This window comes from Rhizobium sp. WYJ-E13 (assembly GCF_018987265.1).
Classification (GTDB): Bacteria; Pseudomonadota; Alphaproteobacteria; order Rhizobiales; family Rhizobiaceae; genus Rhizobium.
This window is the reverse complement of sequence record NZ_CP076853.1, coordinates 100,184-121,659: the sequence shown is the minus strand read 5'-3', so window position 1 is coordinate 121,659 and position 21,476 is coordinate 100,184. Positions and strand designations below refer to the sequence as shown.

Genomic DNA, 21,476 nt, shown 5'->3' with positions numbered 1-21,476 from the left:
GCAATGCGAGAACCGTCATGAAAGCAGTCCTTTGCCGCGAACCCGGCGTCCTCGATCTCGTCGAGCGCCCCTCCCCCGAAAAACCTGCACCCGGCTGGGTACGGCTTGCCGTCAGCCATGTCGGCATCTGCGGCACGGATTACCACATCTTCGAAGGCAAACACCCGTTCCTCGAATATCCGCGCGTCATGGGTCACGAGATCTCGGCGATTGTGCTGGAGGCCGGCGACGGCGTGGCGATGGCGGTCGGTACGCCTGTGATCGTCAATCCTTACCTTTCCTGCGGTAACTGTGTTGCCTGCCGGCAGGGCAAGCCGAACTGCTGCACCAATATCAAGGTTCTCGGCGTTCATACCGACGGCGCCTTCTGCGAGGAGATCGTGGTGCCGGCCGGCAATCTCTATGCCGCCAAGGGACTGAGCCTGGAGGCGGCGGCGACCACCGAATTCCTGGCGATCGGGGCGCATGCCGTGCGCCGCTCCATGGCGTCAGCCGGTTCGCGCTCGCTCGTTATCGGCGCAGGTCCGATCGGCCTGGGTGCTGCGATTTTCTCAGGCATTGCCGGTCATGATGTGACCCTGCTCGATACGAGCGCTGAACGGCTGCAGATGGCCTCCGAACGCTTCGGGTTCACATCAGGCATCGTCGCTGATGACGGCACCCTCGATGCCGTGAAGGCAAAAACGGATGGCGATGGTTTCGACGTCGTCTTCGATGCGACGGGCTATGGGCCGTCGATGGAGAAAGCCTTCAACTTTGTCGCCCATGGCGGCGCGCTGGTGCTGGTCAGCGTCGTGAAGGACGATATCCGCTTTTCCGATCCGGAATTCCACAAGCGAGAGATGATGGTCATCGGCAGCCGCAACGCGACGCGCGTCGATTTCGAACATGTTGCGGATTCGATTGCTGGGGCGTTCGTGCCGGTCGACAAGCTGATAACCCACCGCACAACGCTTGCCGATGCGCCGCGAGACCTCGCCCGCTGGGCGCATGAGAAGAGCGGCCTCATCAAGGCCGTGATCAAGGTCGCGGCTTAAACACTCTCGATTGCCGCGCGCATCTGGCGAACGACATTGACGTCCGTCCGGTTCGAGGTCGGTACGTCGAAGCCGAAGGAGACGGCGCGCGGATCGGCGCTGGCAACGACCGAGCTGCAGGAACCGTGGACTTCACGTGCGCCCGTTGCCCGCAGGATCTCGACGACATTGGCCGGGCGCACGCCGCTGCCCGGCATGATGGAGATGCGGCCGGTTGCTTTGGCGGAGATGCGCTTCAGCGTTTCGAGCCCATCCATCGCCTTCGGTACACAGCCCGACGTGAGGATGCGCTCGCAGCCAAGTTCGACCGCCTGCTCCAGTGCCGCATCCGGATCCGGCACGAGATCGAAAGCGCGATGCAGGGTCGAGCCGAGGCCCTCGGCATGCGCCTTCAAACGATGAATGAGCGGCATGTCGAGCGTGCCGTCCAGCCGGTTGGCGCCGATGACGACACCGGCGAGGCCTGCGGCCCTGACAGCATCGATATCGGCCAGCATCGCTTTCTCATCCGTCGCATCGAAGATGAAGGGGCCGGCATGCGGGCGGATCATTGCATAGACGAGGATCGGCGCTTGCACCGCAATTCGCATCAGGCTCGGCAATGGCGTCAGTCCGCCAAGCTCCAGCGCCGAGCATAGCTCGATGCGGCCAGCGCCGCCTTCGATTGCAGCCTCAAGGCCTTGAGCGCTATCGACGCATACTTCCAGCAAAATCGTCATATCCCGAATCCCTCTTCTTCCGTCGCAGCCTATTTATGCAACGGCGGCATTTTGCGCGACAGGCGCCGGGACAATTTTTGCCGCGGTCGCGATCAGCAGGTCGCAAGCGTCAGCCGCAGCTTTCCGATGATTGAAGGCCACGTGGTAGGACATCAGCATCGGCTCGGCGAGTTCGACGATACGCACCCTATCGGCGATCGGCATGGCACTGGCACGGCCAAGAAAGGAGACGTAGCCGTGATTGGCGACGAGGTCGACGATGACAGGCAGTGAATCCGCTGCGGTAATGTCGCGATCCCGCAAACGACGATGCAGAGTGCGGTCGTAGCCGAAGGTCATGGCGGCATGGCCGATGCCGGTGCGCGGGCTTGGTGTGCAGATCGGATGGCTGGCGACGAGGTCAGCGGCCGTCGCTTCCGTACTGTCAGGCGGGGCGATCGCCACCATTTCGGTGCGCAGCAATTCGCGATGGCGGAAACTCTCAAGGCCGAAAACGGAATCGAGGATCGCAACATCGATGCGCCCGGATTTGAGCGCCTCACGCAGATCGTCGGCAGTCATCGAGACCAGCGATAAAGCATTCTTGCTGCGGCCAGCATTCCACTCGGCAACGAGGCTACCCAGGCAGCGTGCGACCCAGCTTTCCGAGCCTGTCGGAATGATGGCGCCGATGCGCAGCGAACGGGCGGTGCGCTGGTAACGCTCGTCTGCGGCCGATTTCAGCTCGTTCCAGGCGAGGCTGATCGTCGAAAAGACGGTGTAGGCAAAGCGGCCCTCTTCCGTCATTGCCGAGCCCTGCGCCTGGCGCTCGAAGAGGCGATGGCCGAAGAATTTCTCAAGATTGGCAATCTGCAATGAAAGCTGCGGCTGACCGAGGCGCAGACGGCGGGCGGCTCTGTTGATGCTGCCCTGATCGGCGACTTCCAGGTAACGCTCCATCGTGACGAGCTTGACGGGGATGCGCGCGGCCCATCGTCCGTAAGCCTCCGGCTCATGATGGCCGAGCAGGTTGCCAAGCTGCTCCGTCGCAGCGAGGATCGGGGCCAATCCCTCCTGAACCCTGCCACCGGCGAGCAGAATGACCAGTTCGCCCGAGGAACGCTCAGCGAGCTTCAAAGCCAGCTCCGTTTCCAGACTGTCGATCGCTGCCGACACGGTCGAGACGGAGATATTGAAGCGGCGCGCCGTCTCGCGCATGGAACCGGAGGACAGGACATGACTTGCGATGAAAAGGGCGCCGAGATGCAAGGCATTCTCCGGAAACGACTGAAAAGGCGGAGGATATGACGTGTTCGTGAAAAAAGATATCCCTGCTCATGAAGGTGCAGGCTATCGTTCGCTCCATAAGAAATCCGGGCGGCGGCAGAACCGATCAAAAGCACCGGAACACCGTGGAAACACGCCAGGGGACAAAAACAAATCGCGCCGGCCTTGGAAAAGGGAATGCAATTCCGCGCATGGACCTGCATTGACAGCCATAATCGCGCCGCGAGAGCGAATACTGGAGGGGGCTGCCTCGATGTTCGGGCATCGATTTTTCGGTCATCGATTTTTCGGGCGGGCACACTATTTCCATGACGCACGTATTTCCGGCATGATGGCCTGATGGCTGACGTGCCGGCAGAATTCATTGCGCGCAGGCTTCGCGTCCGGGGCTTTCGCGACGTTTAACGGTGTTCAACCAAGGGGATAATCATGTTTAGGAAAATCGCACTTGCCGTTTCGCTTTCCGCTTTTGCGGCCGGCGCGGCCCACGCCGCAGACGTCGTCGTTTCGTCGAAGATCGACACGGAAGGCACGCTGCTCGGCAATGTTATCGCGCTTGCCCTGGAAGCCAACGGCATCAAGACGCAGGATCGCATCGCACTCGGCGCAACGCCGGTCGTGCGCAAGGCGATCACCGCAGGCGAAATCGACATCTATCCGGAATATACCGGCAATGCCGGCTTCTTCTTCAACAAGGCCGACGACGCGGCCTGGAAGAACCTCGAGCAGGGTTACCAGGAAGCCAAGAAGCTCGATTACGACGCCAACAAGATCGTCTGGCTGACGCCCTCGCCGGCCAACAACACCTGGGCGCTCGCCGTGCGCAACGACGTTGCCGGCCCGAACAACCTCAAGACAATGTCCGACTTCGGCAAGTGGGTTTCGGGTGGCGGTGCCGCCAAGCTTGCGGCTTCCGCCGAATTCGTGAATTCGGCAGGCGCCCTGCCCGCGTTCCAGACCACCTATGGCTTCACGCTGAAGCCTGACCAGGAAGTCGTGCTTTCGGGCGGCGATACGGCTGCGACGATCAAGGCTGCGGCCGACCAGACCAACGGCGTCAACACCGCCATGGTCTACGGCACCGATGGCGCTATCGAAGCAGCAGAGCTGACGGTTCTCGAAGACGACAAGAGCGTGCAGCAGGTCTATGCGCCGACGCCGATCATCCGCGAAGCGGTGCTGCAGGCAAACCCGAAGATCCAGGAGATCCTCGCTCCGATCTTCCAGAGCCTGACGGCAGACGAGCTGCGCAAGCTCAACGCCAAGATCCAGGTCGATGGCGAGCCTGCCAAGTCCGTTGCCGAAGCCTATCTCAAAGAAAAAGGCTTCCTGAAATAATTGGCTGATGCGCCCCGCTCGGTATCCGGGCGGGGCACTTTCCGGACAGGGTTGGATCGATGGAAGAAACCTTAGCGGTCCGCAAGCTGGACCGGCTCGGCGTGGTACTGGTGGCAGGCGGCATTGCGGCAACAACCCTTCTGCCTTTCATCTATGTGAAGGCAAACCGTATCGCCGCCGGCAAGCCGATGCTGCTGACGCAGCTTCTTCCTCAGACATCAGTCCTCATCCTGCTGGCTCTGCTGGCTGCCACAGCCTTGGCAACGCTCTTCCTGCGCAACGCTTTCATCCGGCTCGCCCTCGGCACGCTTTGCCTTGCGGGGCTGATCGCCGCCATCGGGCTGACAGCGACGGCTGCAACCCCGCCCGGCAGCACCGTGGCGCGCATGACGCCCGGCGGCAGCTTCTGGGTGCTCTTCGGGGTCATCGGCCTTATCATCTCCGACGCGCTGGTGAAGATCCGGCTGACGCCGTGGATGCGGGTTGCGGCCCTTGTCGCCTATACGGCCCTGCTCGCCACCTGCCTCTCCTCCGGCCTGCTCGACAGCCTGTCGATCCTCAGGGAATTCTCCACGCGCTCGGCGCAGTTCTGGACCGAAGCCTATTCCCATCTGCTTCTCGCCTTCGGTTCGCTCGCCATTGCCATCGTTCTCGGATTGCCGCTCGGCATCCTCTGTTTCTGGGTGCCAAAACTGCGCGCCATCGTGCTGCAGACGTTGAGCCTCATCCAGACCATCCCGAGTCTGGCGCTTTTCGGCATATTGATGCTGCCGCTCGGTTATCTCGCCACGCATGTACCGCTTGCCGCCGATATCGGCATTCGCGGCATCGGCACGGCGCCGGCGCTGATTGCGCTCGTGCTCTATTCGCTTCTGCCGATCGTCGCCAATACCGTGGTCGGCCTCGAGGGTGTCGATCCCTCGGTGCGTGACGCTGCCGCCGGCATGGGGCTGACGCGCCGGCAGATCCTGACCGGCATCGACCTGCCGCTTGCCTTTCCCGTCATCCTCACCGGCATCCGCATCGTGCTCGTGCAGGCGATCGGCATGGTGACGATCGCCGCGCTGATCGGCGGCGGCGGCTTCGGCATCTTCATCTTCCAGGGGCTTGGCCAGACAGCCATGGACCTCGTCCTGCTCGGCGCCGTGCCGACCGTTTTCTTCGCCTTCTCCTCGGCCGTCATCCTCGATGCGGTCATCGAAAGCATCCAGGGGCCAGCCGCATGAGCATGATCGAGATCAGGAACGTCACCAAGCGCTACGGCTCTGCAACCGTCGTCGACAATGTCTCTGTCAGTATCGAGAAGGGCTCGATTACCGTCATCGTCGGCACGTCGGGTTCCGGCAAATCGACGCTGATGCGGATGATCAATCGGCTGGTGCCGATCACCGAAGGACAGATCTTCGTCGGCGGGCAGGATATCATGGACGTGCCTGCGACGGAGCTGCGCCGCAAGATCGGTTATGCGATCCAGGGGCATGGCCTCTTTCCACACCGGACTGTCGCACAGAATATCGCCACCGTGCCGGAACTTCTCGGCTGGGATGCTGATCGTACCGACAGGCGTGTGAAGGAGTTGCTTGGCCTCTTCAATCTCGACCCGGCAAGTTTTGCGGAAAAATATCCGCATCAATTGTCGGGTGGCCAGCAGCAGCGCGTCGGCGTCGCCCGGGCGCTGGCCGCCGAGCCGGAACTGCTGCTGATGGACGAGCCGTTCGGGGCGCTCGATCCCGTCATCCGCGGCAAGGCGCAGGACGATCTGCTGGCGATCCAGAAACAGTTCGGGACGACCGTTGTCCTCGTCACGCATGACATGGACGAAGCCTTCCATCTCGGCAATCAGATTGCCGTCATGAGCGGCGGCAAGATGCTGCAATGCTCGACGCCGGAGAAGATCCTGACCGAGCCTGCCGATCCTTTCGTGCAGCAACTGACCGGCACGTCCGACCGGGCGCTGAAACTGATGTCGCTGACGCCGCTGAAGGACAGCATGGAGCCTGCCAAGCCCGGATTGCCCTATTCGCTGGCGCAGTCGCTGAACCTGCGCGATGCGCTGGCCGAAATGATCTGGCAGGGCGTCGATGAGGCAGCCGTGCAGGACGCCAACAAGGCGCCGGTCGGTTCGATCTCGATGGAACGGCTGCTCGAACTGGGCCGCAAGGCATGAAATTCATCATCGCCAACCTCTTTCGCGCGCTGGCATTGGTGCTGCTTCTCATCCTGATCTTCAGGACGGAGTGGCTCTCCTTCATGCTGGTGCCGCTGACCAACAACAATGCGCCGCCCGTCTATATGCAGAACAGTCTTGCTTCGCTGGCGCTCGGCCATCTGGAGCTGGTTTTCGTCTCCATCATCGGCAGCGCAATGTTGGCCGTTCTCGGCGGCATTTTCGTTACCCGCCCGAGTGGGGCAGACTTTCTGCCGCTATCGCGCGCCATCGCCAATGCCGGCCAGACCTTTCCACCGGTCGCCGTTCTGGCGCTTGCCGTTCCCGCCACCGGCTTTGGTGCTGCGCCGACGCTGATCGCGCTCTTCCTTTACGGGTTGCTGCCGATCTTCGAGAATACGGTCGCGGGCCTCAAGCAGGTGTCGCCGCAGGTGCTGGATGCTGCCGACGGGATGGGCATGAACGGCACGCAGCGTCTCTTCAAGGTCGAATTGCCGCTGGCCCTGCCGCTGATCCTCGAAGGGCTGAAGGTTGCGACGGTCATCAATATCGGCACGGCGACGATCGGTTCGACGGTTGCGGCAAAGGGTCTTGGCGAGGTCATCATTGCCGGCCTGATCTCCGACAATACCGCCTTCATCCTGCAGGGCGGTCTGATCGTCGGCCTGATGGCGGTGCTGATCTATGATGTCATCGGCATGCTGGAAGGCGCAATCACGCGCAGAATGGGCTTGCGTCCGGCTTGAAAGGGCGGCTACCAAGGCAGCGGAGACAGTCGTAATGGGAGACCCGCCTTGGCCAAGATGATCCATTCCATGATCCGCGTGTTGGACGAGGCGCGCTCGGTCGATTTCTACAGCAAGGTCTTCGGGCTGAAGGTTGCCGACCGCGTCGATTTCGAGACCTTCACGCTGATCTATATGAGCAATGAAGAGACCGGCTTCGAGCTGGAGCTGACGGTCAACAAGGGCCGTATCGAGCCCTATAATCTCGGTGATGCCTATGGGCATTTGGCTGTTTCCGTCCAGGAAGTGCAGGTCGAGCACAAGCGGCTGACGGATCTCGGCCTCAATCCCGGCAAGCTCGTGGAACTCAACCGCGACGGCAAGCTCTTCGGACTGTTCTTCTTCATCACCGACCCTGACGGCTACAAGATCGAAGTGCTGCAGCGCTACGGCCGTTTTCAATAAACATAAGAGGCTGACATGATTGGGAGGAGAGACCTTCATAACGGCTGGGCGCTTTCCTGTAACGATACAGGAAGGACCGGCCTGCCCGCTTCGATTCCAGCAACGGTGCCTGGCTGCGTGCATCTCGACCTGCTCGCAAACCGGCTGATCCCCGATCCCTATCTCGACATCAACGAGATCACCAATGACTGGATCGGCAAGACGGAATGGGTCTACCGGCTGAGCTTCGAAGCCGAGCCGGATGCTGGCCAGGTGCAGGAACTCGTCTTCGACGGCATCGATACGATCGCGACGATCCGCCTGAACGGCGAGGAGATCGGCCGCACCTTCAACATGCACCGCACCTATCGCTTCGACGTTTCGTCGCTGCTCCGGCATGGAGAAAACGAGCTCAGCGTCACCTTCCATTCCGCCTATGCCTATGGCGCCGAGATGGAGAAACATTACGGCTACCGGCCCAACAACTATCCCGGGCCGGGCAATCTAATGCGGAAGATGGCCTGCAATTTCGGCTGGGACTGGGGTCCGACGCTGGTCACGGCCGGGCTCTGGAAACCGGTGCGGCTGGAGAGTTGGGATCGGGCGCGGCTTGCAGAAACACGCGTTTCGGCGACGCTTGCGGGCGGCGATGGGCTGGTCAAGGTATATGCGCTGATAGCGCGACATGGCGAGGCCGCGCCGGCGACGCTCACGGCCGAGATCGGCGGCGTAACGCAGACGGTCATAGTCGAAGCGGATGCAGAGGAGGTTTCGTTCGAGGTTCGCGTCCCCTCGCCGCAACTCTGGTGGCCTCATCATCTCGGCGCTCAGCCGCTCTATCCGCTGGAGATCCGGCTGGAAGACGAGAGCGGCGATATGCTCGACCGTTATTCGAAGCAGATTGGCTTCCGCTCGCTGCGGCTTGATACGTCACCGGATACGCATGGCTCGGCCTTCACCTTCATCATCAACGACGTGCCGATCTTTGCCTGCGGCTCCAACTGGATTCCGGATGATTGTTTCCCGTCCCGCGTGACGGCGGAACGCTATGCGGCGCGGATCGACGAGGCGAAAGCCGCCAACATCAATCTGCTGCGGGTCTGGGGCGGCGGTATCTTCGAGCGGGACGAATTCTACGAAGCCTGCGACCGGGCCGGCATGCTCGTCTGGCAGGATTTCCTCTTTGCCTGCGCCTCCTATCCGGAGGAGGAGCCGTTGCGCAGCGAGATCGTCGCCGAGGTTCGCGACAATGTCGTGCGGCTGATGCCGCATGCATCGCTCATCATCTGGAACGGCAATAACGAGAATATCTGGGGCTTCGACGAGTGGGGCTGGCGGCCGATCATCAAGGACGGTGTCAGCTGGGGGCTCGGCTATTATCTCGATGTGCTGCCGAAGCTTTGCGCCGAACTCGATCCCATCAGGCCCTATTATCCGGGCAGTCCCTACTCCGGCTCCATGGATATCGAGCCCAATGACGACCGGCACGGCTGCAAACATATCTGGGACGTGTGGAACGATGTCGGTTACGAAGTCTACCGCAACTACATTCCGCGCTTCTGCTCCGAATTCGGTTGGCAGGCCCCGCCGAACTGGGCGACGCTCCAGGAGAGCGTGCATGACGAACCGCTGACGCCGGAATCGCGCGGCGTCTTTCATCACCAGAAGGCGACGCAAGGCAATGACAAGCTCATCAAGGGGCTTGCCGGACACCTGCCCGTGCCGCAGACGATGGATGACTGGCATTTCGCAACACAGCTTAACCAGGCGCGCGCCATCCGCTTCGCCGTCGAGCACATGCGTTCGCATCGCGATATCTGCAAGGGCACGGTCGTCTGGCAGTTCAACGACTGCTGGCCGGTCACGTCATGGGCAGCACTCGATTCCGCCGGTCGGCGCAAGCCGCTCTGGTATGCGATGCAGCAGGCCTTTCACCCTCGCCTGCTGACGATCCAGCCACGCGGCAAAGGCCTTTCGGCCTTCGCCGTCAACGAACAGACCCTGTTCTGGCGCTCGAAGATCAGCGGCAAGCGCATGCGGCTGGATGGCGCGGTGCTGGCGGAATTCGAATTCTGGCGGCTGCTCTGCGATCGTTTCGAAGTGAAGGAATTTGCTCTGCCTGAGGATATCGCAACAGCCGGCTTGGCGAATGAGGAAGTCATCGTCGTGCAGATGCTCGACAAGCGAGCCTTCCATTATTTTGTCGAGGATGTCGATTTGAAGCTTCCCGCACCGGAGCTTGGTATTTCGGTGGCAAGGTTGGCCGACGGCTATGAGGTTACCGTCGCGGCGAAGAGCTTCCTTAAGGATCTGTGTCTGATGGCGGATCGGCTTGATCCCGCGGCCGTGGTGGATTCGATGTTGGTAACTCTTCTGCCCGGCGAAAGCCATGTCTTCCGCGTGGCAAGCGACAAGCAGATCTCGGTCGAGGATATCGTTGTCGGCACGGTGCTGCGCTCAGCCAACGACCTCGTGACCGCAAAATGAAAGGCCCCGCTCTCGCGGGGCCTCTTCCGGCTCGTCCTCGCGGATAACGTTACATCCAGTAGGGCGGCACGCCATAGTAGTCATAGACCCGGCGGCCATTATCGTTATACCAGGTGTCGTCATCATCCGCGTAGCTCGGCGCGCCTTCGATCTGGTCCTTGGCGAGATCGATGCGGTAGCCGTCCAGCTGGGTATCGTAGGTCAGCTTTTCCCACGGCAGCGGATAGTGATCATTGCCGATGCCGAGGAAGCCGCCGAAGCTCAGGACGGCGTAAGCGACACGACCGTCCTGCTTCCCGAGGATGAGACGTTCGATGGAACCGATATGTTTGCCATCGGCACCATAAACACGGGTGCCTTCAACGCGGTCGCTGGCGATCAGCGTCGGCGTATCCTTCACATTCGGGTCACGGCGAGTGGCGTCGGTATCCTGATTGAGCATGTGCACCTCCTTTGTCGTTTCCTCGTGGTTCATCCACACCCACAAAACGTACCCTGTGCTTCAAAGTTCCCTCACGCATGATGTTAGCACGCACCGGCCGGGATATTGACGTTTACGTCAAGGTTATTGTAGCCTCAATCCGCTTGAACCCTTCAAGCAATGGCATAAGCTGCCTTGACGGGAGATGGAGGAATCTCCCGATCGATGCCGGTGCAAACCCGGTTTCGGCGGCCGAATGGGAGAGAGAAAATGAACAGCATTTCCGTCCACCCAAGCGGTGCGAAACCGGAAAAACCATGGCTTGCCACCTATCCGGACGTCGTTCCGGCCCAGATTCCCCCACTGGAATTTGCATCGCTGCCGGATCTACTGGAAAAGAGCTGCGCGCGTTTTGCCGATCGGAAAGCCTTTTCCAGCATGGGCAAGGTGATGACCTATCGCGAGCTCGAAGCGCAGACCCGCAAGGTGGCCGCCTGGCTGCAGAGCACCGGCCTGCAGAAAGGCGATCGTGTCGCCGTGATGATGCCGAACGTGCTGCAGAATCCCGTCGCCGTCTATGGCATCCTGCGCGCCGGCCTGGTCGTGGTCAACGTCAACCCGCTCTACACGCCGCGCGAGCTGGAGCACCAACTCAACGATTCCGGCGCCAAGGCGATCTTCGTTCTCGAAAACTTCGCACGCACCGTCGAGCAGGTGATCAACAAGACCGACCTGCGCCATGTCATCGTCACCTCTCTCGGCGAAATGCTCGGCCCCAAGGGGTATATCATCAATTTCGTCGTTCGCCGGGTGAAGAAACTGGTGCCATCCTGGTCAATTCCGCAGCACAAGAGCTTCGGGCAGGTGCTTGCGGAAGGCGCGAAGAAGACGCTTGCGCCTGTCAGCCTCACCGGCAGCGACATCGCCTTCCTGCAATATACGGGTGGGACGACCGGCATTGCCAAGGGTGCGGTGCTGACGCACCAGAACCTGCTTGCCAACAAGATGCAGCTGCAGTTGTGGCTGAAATCCGCCTTCGACAAGAAGAAGCAGCCTGACGTCCTGAATTTCCTTTGCGCCCTGCCGCTCTACCATATCTTCGCGCTGACCGTGAATTCGCTGATGGGCATGTCGCTTGGCGCCCATAATGTGCTGATCGCCAATCCGCGCGACATTCCGGGGCTGGTGAAGGAATTCCAGAAGTCGAACATTCATATTTTCCCTGGCCTCAATACGCTGTTCAACGCGCTGCTCAACAATGCCGACTTCGCCAAGCTCGACTTCTCCTCGCTCGTCATGTCGCTCGGCGGCGGCATGGCCGTGCAGCGGCCGGTGGCCGAGCGCTGGCTGAAGGTGACGGGCTCGCATGTCACCGAGGGCTACGGACTTTCGGAAACCTCGCCGGTTGCCACCGCCAACCGCTTCGATTCGCCCGAGTTCACGGGCTCGATCGGCCTTCCCATACCCTCGACGGAACTCGACATCAGAGACGAAGACGGCAATTCGCTGCCGCTTGGCGAGATCGGCGAGATCTGTATCCGCGGCCCGCAGGTGATGGCCGGCTACTGGAACAAGCCGGAGGAAACGGCGAAGGTGATGACGCCTGATGGCTATTTCCGCAGCGGTGACATGGGTTTCATGGACGAGCGCGGTTACACCAAGATCGTCGACCGCAAGAAGGACATGATCCTCGTCTCCGGTTTCAACGTCTATCCGAACGAGATCGAGGAAGTGGCGGCCATGCATCCCGGCATCCTGGAGGCGGCGGCGATCGGCGTTCCGGACGGGCATTCCGGCGAGGCGGTAAAACTCTTCATCGTGCGCAAGGATCCTGGTCTCACCGAAGCCGATGTGAAGGCCCATTGCGCGGCCAATCTCACCAATTACAAGCGGCCGCGCTTCATCGAATTCCGCACCGAACTGCCGAAAACGCCTGTCGGCAAGATCCTGCGCAAGGACCTGCGCGGCTGAATTTGACGGTCTCGTGAAATTGAGGGCCATCCGCTTGTCGCGGGTGGCTTTTTTCATATTTCGACATATGGCTGAACTTGATTTGACTGCGGGAAACAGAATAGTTTCCGCAACCCTCTCCGCCTCCAAAGGAGTCTCCCATGAATGCCATCGTCGAACAACTGAAGAGCACCGCGGCTACCACCAAGGCCACCGATCTGCGCGCCGCATTCGCAGCCGATCCGCAGCGCTTCCAGCACTTTTCCGTATCGCTTGACGACCTGCTGATGGATTATTCCAAGACGGCCGTGAACGACGAGATCCTGAAGCTTCTGGTGAAGCTCGCCGAAGAAGGCGGCGTCGAGAAGAAGCGTGAGGAGATGTTCTCGGGCAAGGCGATCAACTTCACCGAGGACCGCGCCGTGCTGCACACCGCGCTGCGCAACCGCTCCAACACGCCCGTTCTGGTCGACGGCAAGGATGTCATGCCTGACGTCAATGCTGTTCTCGCCGCCATGGGCAAGTTTGCCGACGGCGTGCGCTCCGGTGCGCTGAAGGGTGCAACCGGCAAGAAGATCACCGATGTCATCAATATCGGCATCGGCGGCTCGGATCTCGGCCCGGTCATGGCGACGCTGGCGCTCGCCCCCTTCCATGACGGCCCACGCGCCCATTTCGTCTCCAATATCGACGGCGCCCATATTGCCGACATCCTGAAGCTGGTGCAGCCGGAAACGACGCTGTTCATCGTCGCTTCCAAGACCTTCACCACCGTCGAGACGATGACCAATGCGCAGACGGCGCGCAAGTTCATCGCCAGCGCGCTTGGTGAAGCTGCTGTTCAGCACCACTTCGCCGCAGTTTCGACGGCGCTCGACAAGGTCGCGGCCTTCGGCATCGAAAGCGCGCGCGTCTTCGGCTTCTGGGATTGGGTCGGCGGCCGCTACTCGATCTGGTCGGCCATCGGCCTGCCGCTGATGATCGCTGTCGGCCCGGAGAATTTCGGCAAGTTCCTCGATGGCGCCCATGCCGTCGACAACCATTTCCGTAACGCGCCGATTGCCGAAAACCTGCCGATGCTGCTCGGCCTGATCGGCTTCTACCATCGCAATGTTCTGGGTTACCCGACGCGCGCCGTGCTTCCCTATGACCAGCGCCTATCGCGCTTCCCGGCCTATCTGCAGCAGCTCGACATGGAATCGAACGGCAAGGGTGTCACCATCGACGGCACTCCGGTCGAAAACAATTCCGGCCCTGTCGTCTGGGGCGAGCCCGGCACCAACGGTCAGCACGCCTTCTATCAGCTCATCCACCAGGGCACGAGCATCATCCCGGCCGAATTCATGATCGCCGCCAACGGCTTCGAGCCGGAACTGCGTCACCAGCACCAGCTCTTGATGTCCAACGTTCTCGCCCAGTCGGAGGCGCTGATGAAGGGCCGCACCTTCGCGGAAGCCAAGAAGCAGCTGACCGACAAGGGCATGGACGACAAGAAGGCCGACTTCATCGCCCCGCACCGCGTCTTTACCGGCAACCGCCCGTCGATCACCTTCGTCTATGACAAGCTGACGCCCTATGCGCTCGGCCGCCTGATCGCGCTCTATGAGCACCGCGTCTTCGTCGAAGGCGTGCTCTTCCGCATCAACTCCTTTGACCAGTGGGGCGTGGAACTTGGCAAGGAACTGGCGACCGGCTTGCTGCCCGTCGTCGAAGGCAAGGAAAGCGCTGCAGGTCACGATTCCTCGACGCAGGGGTTGGTCGCTGCGCTGGCGAAGCTCGCCAAGTAATCTCGGCCACGCTGTTATCGAAGCCCATCCGTCCTGCGGGTGGGCTTTTTTATTTGACCCTGTCGAATTGCAGAACATCTCGTCGTCTATAGAGAGAGTGATAGAGGAGGAGCCGATGACTGCAACGGATGACGAGCTGGTGAAATTCGAAGCCGAAGGAGCGCTGCCATTGCCGCCCTCGAGCGAGCAGGGCTTCGTCGAGAACAAGGGCGCGCGTATCTGGTATGCGAGTTATGGCGCTGGTCCAGCCGTCATCCTGCTGCATGGCGGGCTCGGCAATAGCGGCAACTGGGGCTATCAGGTTCCCGATCTTGTCGAGGCCGGTCATCGGGTCGTGGTGATCGATAGCCGTGGACATGGCCGCAGCACCCGTGACGACCGTCCCTATACCTATCACCTGATGGCATCCGATGTGCTGGCAGTCATGGATCATGCCGGCATCGAGGAAGCGGCTCTCGTCGGCTGGAGCGATGGCGCCTGTACATCCCTGATTCTCGCCGACCAGCACCCGGACCGCGTCTGCGGTGTGTTCTTCTTCGCCTGCAACATGGACCCCAGCGGCGCCAAGGAATTCAAGATGACGCCCGTTATCGATCGCTGCTTCAGCCGTCACAGGAAGGACTATCAGGCGCTATCGGCGACACCTGATCAGTTCGAGGCTTTCGTCGGCGATGTCTCTGACATGATGGCGACGGAGCCCAACTACTCGGCGGAGCAACTGGCCGGCATCAAGGTACCGGTCTCCATCGTGCTCGGCGAGCATGACGAATTCATCAAGCCTGAACATGCCGATTATCTGGCAAGGACGATCCCGGATGCGGAATTCGTGCTCATGCCCGATGTCAGCCATTTCGCGCCGCTGCAGCAGCCGGACCTCTTCAATCGCGAGGTCCGGGCTTTTCTCGACCGGATCGAATGAGACTCAGAGACCGATCTCTTTCGCCCAGGGCGGATTGGCACCAGCGCGGGAGACGGTGACGGCTGCCGCCTTGGCGCCAAGAGCCAAAGCATTGCGCAGGGCCTGCTCATCGAGATTGGCGACCTGGGTCTTGGTCAGCAGGTTATCCATCTTCAGCGAAGCCAGGACCCCGGCATCGAATGTGTCGCCGGCGCCGACCGTATCGACGACGGTGACACGTTCGCTCGGTACGGTGACCTTGCGCGCGCTGGTGTAGCCGGTGGCGCCTTCGGCACCCTTTGTGATGACGACGAGCTTCGCGCCGTGGTTCAGCCAATGGGCGGCCAGCGCATCATGGTCGCCTTCAAGGCCGAACCATTCGAGATCCTCGTCGGAGAATTTCACGATGTCGGACTTGGCGGCCATGCGCTTGATGCGGGCCATATGCGCCGGCTTATCCTTGATGAAACTGGGGCGGATGTTCGGGTCGAGCGAGATGACGCGCTTGGCGGCCTCGCGATCCAGAAGCGCTTCGTAGGTTTCGCCGCAGGGGCTTGGGATGAGGCTGATGGCGCCGAAATGCAGGGCCTCGCAGTCGTCGCCGAGGGTTGGCAGGTCGTCGGTGGTGATCATGCGACCGGCCGTGCCCTCATCGTAAAAGGCATAGGTCGCCTGGCCGTTGACCAGCTTGACGAATGCGATCGTCGAAGGGCGCGGGGTGATGGCGCAAGGGCTGTAATCGACATTGCTCGCCTTCAGCGTATCGAGCAGGATTTCGCCCATCATGTCGTCGGCGATGCCGGTGAAGAAGGCCGTGGGAATCCCCAGGCGGCCAAGCGCGATCGCGGTATTGAAGATCGCACCGCCGGCATAGGGTGCAAAGCCCTTTTCGCCTAACGTCGTATCCCTCGGCAGCATGTCGATCAAGGCTTCGCCGCAGCACAAAATCATCGAATTCCTCCCAAAGAACTTGCGCGTTCTTCAATCGATTAAGCGAGCTTTTGTCAAAAGGCTAGAGCGAAAGCTCACTCACGCCACCATTTCTCGCCGACCAGGCAAGCGGCGCATCGAGGAAGGCCTCGACCTCCTGCAGCGTCCTGTCGTCGAAGAGCTTCTGCTGCCTGGCAACCGCCAATACCTCGCGCCATGTGGCGATATGATGGAACTGAACCTTACCATTGGCAAAGCGCTGCTGCGCTTCCGGGAAAATGCCGTAGGAGAAGAGCGCAATGCCGTGATCGACGATGCCGCCGGCGGCTCTGATGGCATCGATGAAGGTGAACATGCTGCCGCCCGCCGTCGTCAGATCCTCGATAACGAGCACCCGGGCGCCGTCCTTCATGTCGCCTTCAATCTGCGCATTGCGGCCATGACCCTTCGGCTTTTTGCGGACATAGATCATCGGCAGGCCGAGGCGATCGGCAAGCAGTGCTGCAAAGGGGATGCCTGCGGTCTCGCCGCCGGCGATGCAGTCAAACTGCTCGAACCCGGCATCGCGCAGCAGGGTGCTGGCGGCAAAATCCATCACGGTCGAGCGGACACGCGGAAAGGACAGGAGCTTGCGGCAATCGATATAGACGGGGCTCATGATGCCCGACGCATATTTATAGGGCGTCTCGGCGTTGAAATGCACCGCCTTGATCTCCCAGAGCATCTTTGCCAGCAGCTCTGCCATGACGGCGCGGTCGGGAAATGTGGTCTGGATCATGCGGCTCTCTCCTTCGGCTGACGTTCCAGCGGCAATAGCAGCAAGAGCGGCCGGTTTCCAGATAGAAGAGGGCCATCAGCCGAGCAGACGGCCGATATCAGCAACCTGCATCTTCCGGAAGAGCGCGATTGCCTCCGCCCCCTCCTTCTCGTCGAGCGAAACCGCATAACGGACAGCCGCCGCCAGAAGCTGCATTGTCAGCCGGGCGATGGCCAAAAGCTCCGTCTCGGCGCGATCGGGCCACAGCTGTTTCAGCACCGAAAGCAGGGCCTGCGCATGGAATTCCATGTCCTCGGCATCGACCTCTTGAAGAAGCTTGTCGGTGTGCGTGGCGTGCCAGATGTCGCGCATCACGGGCTCGCGGCGGAAGAAGGCGTAATATTCGTCGGTGATCACGCCGAGCGCCACCCGGAGACTATCGGCATCCGTTACCTTGGCCAGTTCATCGGCCACGCATTGGCGGCCCTGTTCGTTGAAACGTTCGGCGAGCGTGCGGATGATCGCGGTCTTGTCGGGGAAATACTGGTAGAGGGCGCCGAAAGAAAGCTCCGCCTTTTCAACGATCTCGCTCATTTTCAGCGCGTCGCTGCCATTCCTTTCGATGAGATCGGAGGCGACCGACAGGATTCTCTCGAAACGTTCGCGGCCGCGCTGCTGGCTGGGAATGCGGCGCGGCTGGCCGGTTGGCTTCGGCTTTCGCCTGCGTTTTACAACCGCCTCTTTCGCCATCGGCCTGCCTTCCTCGCCCATTGACATGGAAAATAAGAGAGATTATCACGTTTTGCAAATGAGAGAGTTTCTCTTATTTCTCGAGGAGGAATTATCAAATGCAGATCATTCTCGTCCTATGCCTCACCGCAGCGGCCATCGGCAGCGGCCTTGTCGCCGGCATCTTCTTTGCCTTCTCGACCTTCATCATGACCGCCTTTTCACGCATCCCGGCCGAGCAGGGTATTGCTGCGATGAATTCCATCAACGTGACCATCGTCCGCTCGCCCTTCATGCTGCTTTTCGTGCCGACGGCGATCCTCTGCGTCGTGATCGCTGTACTGGCCTTCCTGAACTGGCGTGGCGGCGCCTCTTCGATGATGCTGGCCGGCGCAGCACTCTATGTCATCGCGTCCTTCCTCTCGACCATCGTCTTCAACGTGCCGATGAATGACGCGCTGGCGAAAGTCAGCGGCAGCGAGCCGGACGCGGTGCAGCTCTGGACCACCTATCTCAGGGACTGGACCTGGTGGAACCATGTACGCACCATCGCCTCGCTGCTGGCCTCGGTTGCGTTCGTTCGTGCGCTGATGTTGATCTGAAAGGCGGAGGGAATGCCCTCCGCCCTTCCTCCAATCAGTTTTGCTGGCAGAAGGTGATGCGGTTGTTGAAGGGGTCGATGACGCCCATTTCGAGGCCCCAGGGCGCTTCCTCGATGCCCGGCTTCATATAGCGGTAGTTCCTGGCGGCGAGTTCTGCCTGATAGGCCCTGATATCCTTCACCCGCACGAAGGCGCGGGCGCCGGGGCTGGCATCGCCGGAATGTTCGCTCAGATGTAATTGCATGCTTTCACGCGAGACCTGGCAATAAAGCGGAAAGTTCTCTCCGAAACGATGCTCCCAATCCAGCGTGAAGCCCAGGAAACCGCAATAGAATTCCATGGCTTTCTCGACCGAGAAGATGCGGAAGATCGGCACCGGCGGCTCGATGCCGATTGCGGACTTTGACCCTTCCGTCTCGTCCAGCTTTGCGGAGAGAATATTCCACTGGTCGAAGCCGAATTGTCTGGCGACGATCTCCAGGGTTTCACTATGGGTAAGGGAAATATCGCGGTCGGCAAGCGCCTGCCGCAGGGTTTTTGCCATAAGCTTGGCATCGCGAAAATCGCGCATGAGTTCATCCTTCTCCGTTAGCGGCAAACAGGAAGATCAGTGCCCGCGTCTGCTGACCCGTTCGCCATCGATTGCCTGGGAGACAAGGACGTGAAGGTGGATTTGGATGCATTCACCATAATGCTTGCGCATCGCGGGGCGGCTAGCTGCATCCGGCCGATGTCAGCTTACGAAAGGTCGGGGGAGGGATCAAGAGGCCGAGCGCGCATCCCCTGCCGGCACCGAATGAAGGTGGCTGGCGAGTTCGACACGATTGCGGCCGGCGCGTTTGGCGACATAGAGCGCCTTGTCCGCCTCCCCCAGCATGGCATCGAAATCCAGTGGGTTGGAGCGGCCGGGGGCGACGCCGACGCTGACGGTGCATTTCAGCACCTCGTCGTCGATATAGATGTCGCGTTCCTCGAAGGCCTTGCGGATGCGCTCAGCGGCAAGCTCGGCGCGGCCGGGCATGATTTCCTTCAGGACCAGCGCGAATTCCTCACCGCCGAGGCGGGCGGCCGTATCGCCGCTGCGGCAATTGGCCGAGAGTTCGCCTGCAAAGACCCTCAGGACATGGTCGCCGGCCGCATGGCCATAGCGGTCGTTGACCGATTTGAAATGATCGATATCGAAGACGATGACAGCGGTCGAAACGCCCATGGCGCGGACGCCATATTGATCGAACAGGGCGCGGCGGTTCAGCAGACCGGTCAGTGGGTCGGTGATCGCCTCGATGCGGTGGCGGGCGGCAAGCCGCCATTGATGCAGCGCCAGCGACAGGGCGCCGATGCCGGTCATGCCGGCGATGCATATGGCAAGGCTGAGATCTTCCGCCCAGTTGCTGGGTGCGGCGCCGAGCACCAGTTTGCCGTCCCAGATCAATACGGCAGCGCAGAGCACGAAGGAAATCGCCGTCAATGTATAGAGAGCGGTAATGCCCGATATCGGCGCAGGTGCTTCGGCGCGGTCGAGCCAGTATTGCCAGGCGGTGGCAAACAGGAGGAAGGCGATGGCGAGATTATCGGCCATGAAGGCCAGACCATCCAGCCCGGCGATCATCGGCGGAACGGATGTGGCCATGGCGACAAGTGCACAGACGACGATGCCTGATATCGGGAGCCGGCCGGTGCGGAACTGATAGCCAGCGCCCCAGATGGTCGCGAAACCGGCATGGAACAGCACGAAGTTGCCGACGCCGAGCACAGGCCCGGGCTGTTCTACATAAAAGGCGTAGGCAAAAATGCCGGCGACGACGAGAACGAGGCCGAATGCGCCGGTGACAAGAAAGGTTTCGGCCCGGCGCACGAGCCAGCTTCCCATGAGCGTCACGGCAAGGCATGTTGCTGAAACGCCGAGCGCCAGCAGCAATGAATTATAGTCAAGCATCATGCTTTAAATCTCCGCGGCTCCTGCCGCGCCGATAACGTTCTGAAAATCTATCTCGTCATTGCTGACGAATGTCTTACGCATTCCGTTAAAAAACATGGATTTCGTAGCCGAGCGTTACAAATTCCACATTCGGCAGCAACTATAAGGGGAATAATATTTAAGCCTGCAACGTCTTTCTCAGCCTTTGATCCGCCAATGCAGCGCAAACATCGGATCGAAGACAGTGACCGGACCGACGCCGGTCTCAATCCTGGCGGGGAAGACCACCGGTTCGGCCTGCCGCTCCAGCGTGATGCGTTCCTCGTTGGGCGCCAGCCCATACCAGGCCGGGCCATTCAGGGAGGCAAAGGCCTCCAGCTTGTCGAGCGCACTATCCTGCTCGAACACATGGGCAAGGCAGCTCATCGTATTGATCGAGGTATAGATCCCCGCGCAGCCGCAGGCGCATTCCTTGAGCGGATCGACATGCGGGGCAGAATCCGTGCCGAGGAAGAACCTGCTATCGCCGCTCGTCGCCGCGGCCCGGAGCGCCAGCCTGTGGTTTTCGCGTTTTGCGACCGGCAGGCAATAATAATGCGGGCGAATGCCGCCGACGAGGATGGCGTTGCGGTTGATGATCAGGTGATGGGTGGTGATGGAACCGGCGAGATTGGCCTTGGCCGACTTGATGTAGTCGATGCCATCTGATGTCGTGACATGTTCCATCGTCACCTTCAGTTCCGGCAGGCGCTTGCGCAGCGGGTCGAGCACCGTCTCGATGAAGACGGCTTCACGATCGAAGATATCGACGTCAGGCGTCGTCACCTCGCCGTGGACGCAGAGCGGCAGGCCGATCTTCGCCATGCGCTCCAGCACCGGCATCGCCTTTTCCATGTCGCGCACGCCACCGTGTGAATTCGTCGTGGCGCCGGCGGGATAAAGTTTGACGGCCGTGACGAGGCCACTCTTCTTGCCCTCTTCCACGTCGTCGGGGCTCGTATCCTCGGTCAGATAGAGCGTCATCAGCGGCTGGAAACGATGGTCGGCCGGAAGCGCCTTCATGATGCGCTCGCGATAGGCGGTCGCATCCGCGGTCGTGACGACTGGTGGCACCAGGTTCGGCATGATGATGGCGCGGGCGAAGGTGCTGCTCGTATCGCCGATCACACCTTCCAGCATGGCGCCGTCGCGCAGATGCAGGTGCCAGTCGTCAGGACGGCGGATGGTGATCGATTGCATGGAAGCCTCCGAAGCGATGCGGGTTTCGCCTCGATAGCATCAACACCGGTACGGAAACAACT

At 60.8% G+C, this 21,476-nt stretch carries 21 protein-coding genes; 12 read left to right on the top strand and 9 right to left on the bottom strand.

Annotation, left to right across the window (positions count from 1 at the left end):
- The first annotated feature begins 17 nt into the window (after positions 1-17).
- Positions 18-1,037, top strand: coding sequence for a zinc-binding alcohol dehydrogenase family protein (locus KQ933_RS00605; RefSeq protein WP_216756906.1), 1,020 nt, complete (start codon positions 18-20; stop codon positions 1,035-1,037).
- Here the strand turns inward: KQ933_RS00605 and KQ933_RS00600 are convergent.
- Together KQ933_RS00600 and KQ933_RS00595 are read right to left on the bottom strand one after the other, a co-directional pair.
- On the bottom strand, positions 1,034-1,756 hold the full coding sequence (locus tag KQ933_RS00600; protein ID WP_216756905.1) for a copper homeostasis protein CutC: 723 nt from the start codon (positions 1,754-1,756) through the stop codon (positions 1,034-1,036). The two genes, KQ933_RS00605 and KQ933_RS00600, sit on opposite strands and share 4 nt — an antisense overlap.
- Positions 1,757-1,789: 33 nt before the next feature.
- Entirely contained in the window at positions 1,790-3,004 is a 1,215-nt protein-coding gene (locus tag KQ933_RS00595) for a LysR family transcriptional regulator (protein ID WP_216756904.1), read from the bottom strand.
- 40 nt (positions 3,005-3,044) lie between these two features.
- Here KQ933_RS00595 and KQ933_RS00590 point away from each other — a divergent pair, with 40 nt between their 5' ends.
- From KQ933_RS00590 to KQ933_RS00560, 7 genes are all read left to right on the top strand, one after another.
- Positions 3,045-3,362: a hypothetical protein gene (locus tag KQ933_RS00590; protein ID WP_216756903.1), complete on the top strand. Its 318-nt coding sequence runs from the start codon at positions 3,045-3,047 to the stop codon at positions 3,360-3,362.
- A gap of 89 nt (positions 3,363-3,451) precedes the next feature.
- Complete coding sequence (locus KQ933_RS00585; protein ID WP_216756902.1) at positions 3,452-4,360, top strand: ABC transporter substrate-binding protein; 909 nt, start codon at positions 3,452-3,454, stop codon at positions 4,358-4,360.
- A gap of 59 nt (positions 4,361-4,419) precedes the next feature.
- Positions 4,420-5,586, top strand: a complete 1,167-nt coding sequence (locus KQ933_RS00580; RefSeq protein WP_216756901.1) for an ABC transporter permease — start codon at positions 4,420-4,422, stop codon at positions 5,584-5,586.
- On the top strand, positions 5,583-6,527 hold the full coding sequence (locus KQ933_RS00575) for an ABC transporter ATP-binding protein (protein WP_216756900.1): 945 nt from the start codon (positions 5,583-5,585) through the stop codon (positions 6,525-6,527). Before KQ933_RS00580 ends, KQ933_RS00575 begins: the two co-directional genes overlap by 4 nt.
- Positions 6,524-7,273: an ABC transporter permease gene (locus tag KQ933_RS00570; RefSeq protein WP_216756899.1), complete on the top strand. Its 750-nt coding sequence runs from the start codon at positions 6,524-6,526 to the stop codon at positions 7,271-7,273. Before KQ933_RS00575 ends, KQ933_RS00570 begins: the two co-directional genes overlap by 4 nt.
- A gap of 48 nt (positions 7,274-7,321) precedes the next feature.
- Complete coding sequence (locus KQ933_RS00565; RefSeq protein WP_192728284.1) at positions 7,322-7,717, top strand: VOC family protein; 396 nt, start codon at positions 7,322-7,324, stop codon at positions 7,715-7,717.
- A gap of 15 nt (positions 7,718-7,732) precedes the next feature.
- The gene (locus KQ933_RS00560) at positions 7,733-10,183 is read left to right on the top strand and encodes a glycoside hydrolase family 2 protein (protein WP_216756898.1); all 2,451 of its coding nucleotides are present in this window, start codon (positions 7,733-7,735) and stop codon (positions 10,181-10,183) included.
- A 49-nt stretch (positions 10,184-10,232) separates the two neighbouring features.
- Here the strand turns inward: KQ933_RS00560 and KQ933_RS00555 are convergent, their stop codons facing one another.
- Entirely contained in the window at positions 10,233-10,625 is a 393-nt protein-coding gene (locus tag KQ933_RS00555; RefSeq protein ID WP_216756897.1) for a PRC-barrel domain-containing protein, read from the bottom strand.
- A gap of 249 nt (positions 10,626-10,874) precedes the next feature.
- Here KQ933_RS00555 and KQ933_RS00550 point away from each other — a divergent pair, with 249 nt between their 5' ends.
- From KQ933_RS00550 to KQ933_RS00540, 3 genes are all read left to right on the top strand, one after another.
- Positions 10,875-12,575, top strand: coding sequence for a long-chain fatty acid--CoA ligase (locus KQ933_RS00550; protein WP_216756896.1), 1,701 nt, complete (start codon positions 10,875-10,877; stop codon positions 12,573-12,575).
- Between the two features lie 140 nt (positions 12,576-12,715).
- The gene (gene pgi / locus KQ933_RS00545) at positions 12,716-14,341 is read left to right on the top strand and encodes a glucose-6-phosphate isomerase (RefSeq protein WP_216756895.1); all 1,626 of its coding nucleotides are present in this window, start codon (positions 12,716-12,718) and stop codon (positions 14,339-14,341) included.
- 115 nt (positions 14,342-14,456) lie between these two features.
- Positions 14,457-15,260 carry an alpha/beta fold hydrolase gene (locus KQ933_RS00540; protein WP_216756894.1) on the top strand — a complete coding sequence of 268 codons (804 nt, stop codon included), beginning with the start codon at positions 14,457-14,459 and terminating at the stop codon, positions 15,258-15,260.
- 3 nt (positions 15,261-15,263) lie between these two features.
- Here the strand turns inward: KQ933_RS00540 and KQ933_RS00535 are convergent, their stop codons facing one another.
- From KQ933_RS00535 to KQ933_RS00525, 3 genes are all read right to left on the bottom strand, one after another.
- Complete coding sequence (locus KQ933_RS00535; RefSeq protein WP_216756893.1) at positions 15,264-16,190, bottom strand: carbohydrate kinase; 927 nt, start codon at positions 16,188-16,190, stop codon at positions 15,264-15,266.
- 61 nt (positions 16,191-16,251) lie between these two features.
- On the bottom strand, positions 16,252-16,947 hold the full coding sequence (locus tag KQ933_RS00530) for an orotate phosphoribosyltransferase (protein WP_216756892.1): 696 nt from the start codon (positions 16,945-16,947) through the stop codon (positions 16,252-16,254).
- Between the two features lie 75 nt (positions 16,948-17,022).
- Positions 17,023-17,676: a TetR/AcrR family transcriptional regulator gene (locus KQ933_RS00525; RefSeq protein ID WP_216756891.1), complete on the bottom strand. Its 654-nt coding sequence runs from the start codon at positions 17,674-17,676 to the stop codon at positions 17,023-17,025.
- Between the two features lie 98 nt (positions 17,677-17,774).
- Here KQ933_RS00525 and KQ933_RS00520 point away from each other — a divergent pair, with 98 nt between their 5' ends.
- Complete coding sequence (locus KQ933_RS00520) at positions 17,775-18,257, top strand: DUF1772 domain-containing protein (RefSeq protein ID WP_216756890.1); 483 nt, start codon at positions 17,775-17,777, stop codon at positions 18,255-18,257.
- Between the two features lie 34 nt (positions 18,258-18,291).
- Here the strand turns inward: KQ933_RS00520 and KQ933_RS00515 are convergent, their stop codons facing one another.
- From KQ933_RS00515 to pyrC, 3 genes are all read right to left on the bottom strand, one after another.
- Complete coding sequence (locus KQ933_RS00515) at positions 18,292-18,828, bottom strand: glyoxalase superfamily protein (protein WP_216756889.1); 537 nt, start codon at positions 18,826-18,828, stop codon at positions 18,292-18,294.
- Between the two features lie 189 nt (positions 18,829-19,017).
- Entirely contained in the window at positions 19,018-20,196 is a 1,179-nt protein-coding gene (locus KQ933_RS00510; protein WP_216756888.1) for a GGDEF domain-containing protein, read from the bottom strand.
- 177 nt (positions 20,197-20,373) lie between these two features.
- Complete coding sequence (gene pyrC / locus KQ933_RS00505) at positions 20,374-21,414, bottom strand: dihydroorotase (RefSeq protein ID WP_216756887.1); 1,041 nt, start codon at positions 21,412-21,414, stop codon at positions 20,374-20,376.
- Positions 21,415-21,476: the final 62 nt, after the last annotated feature.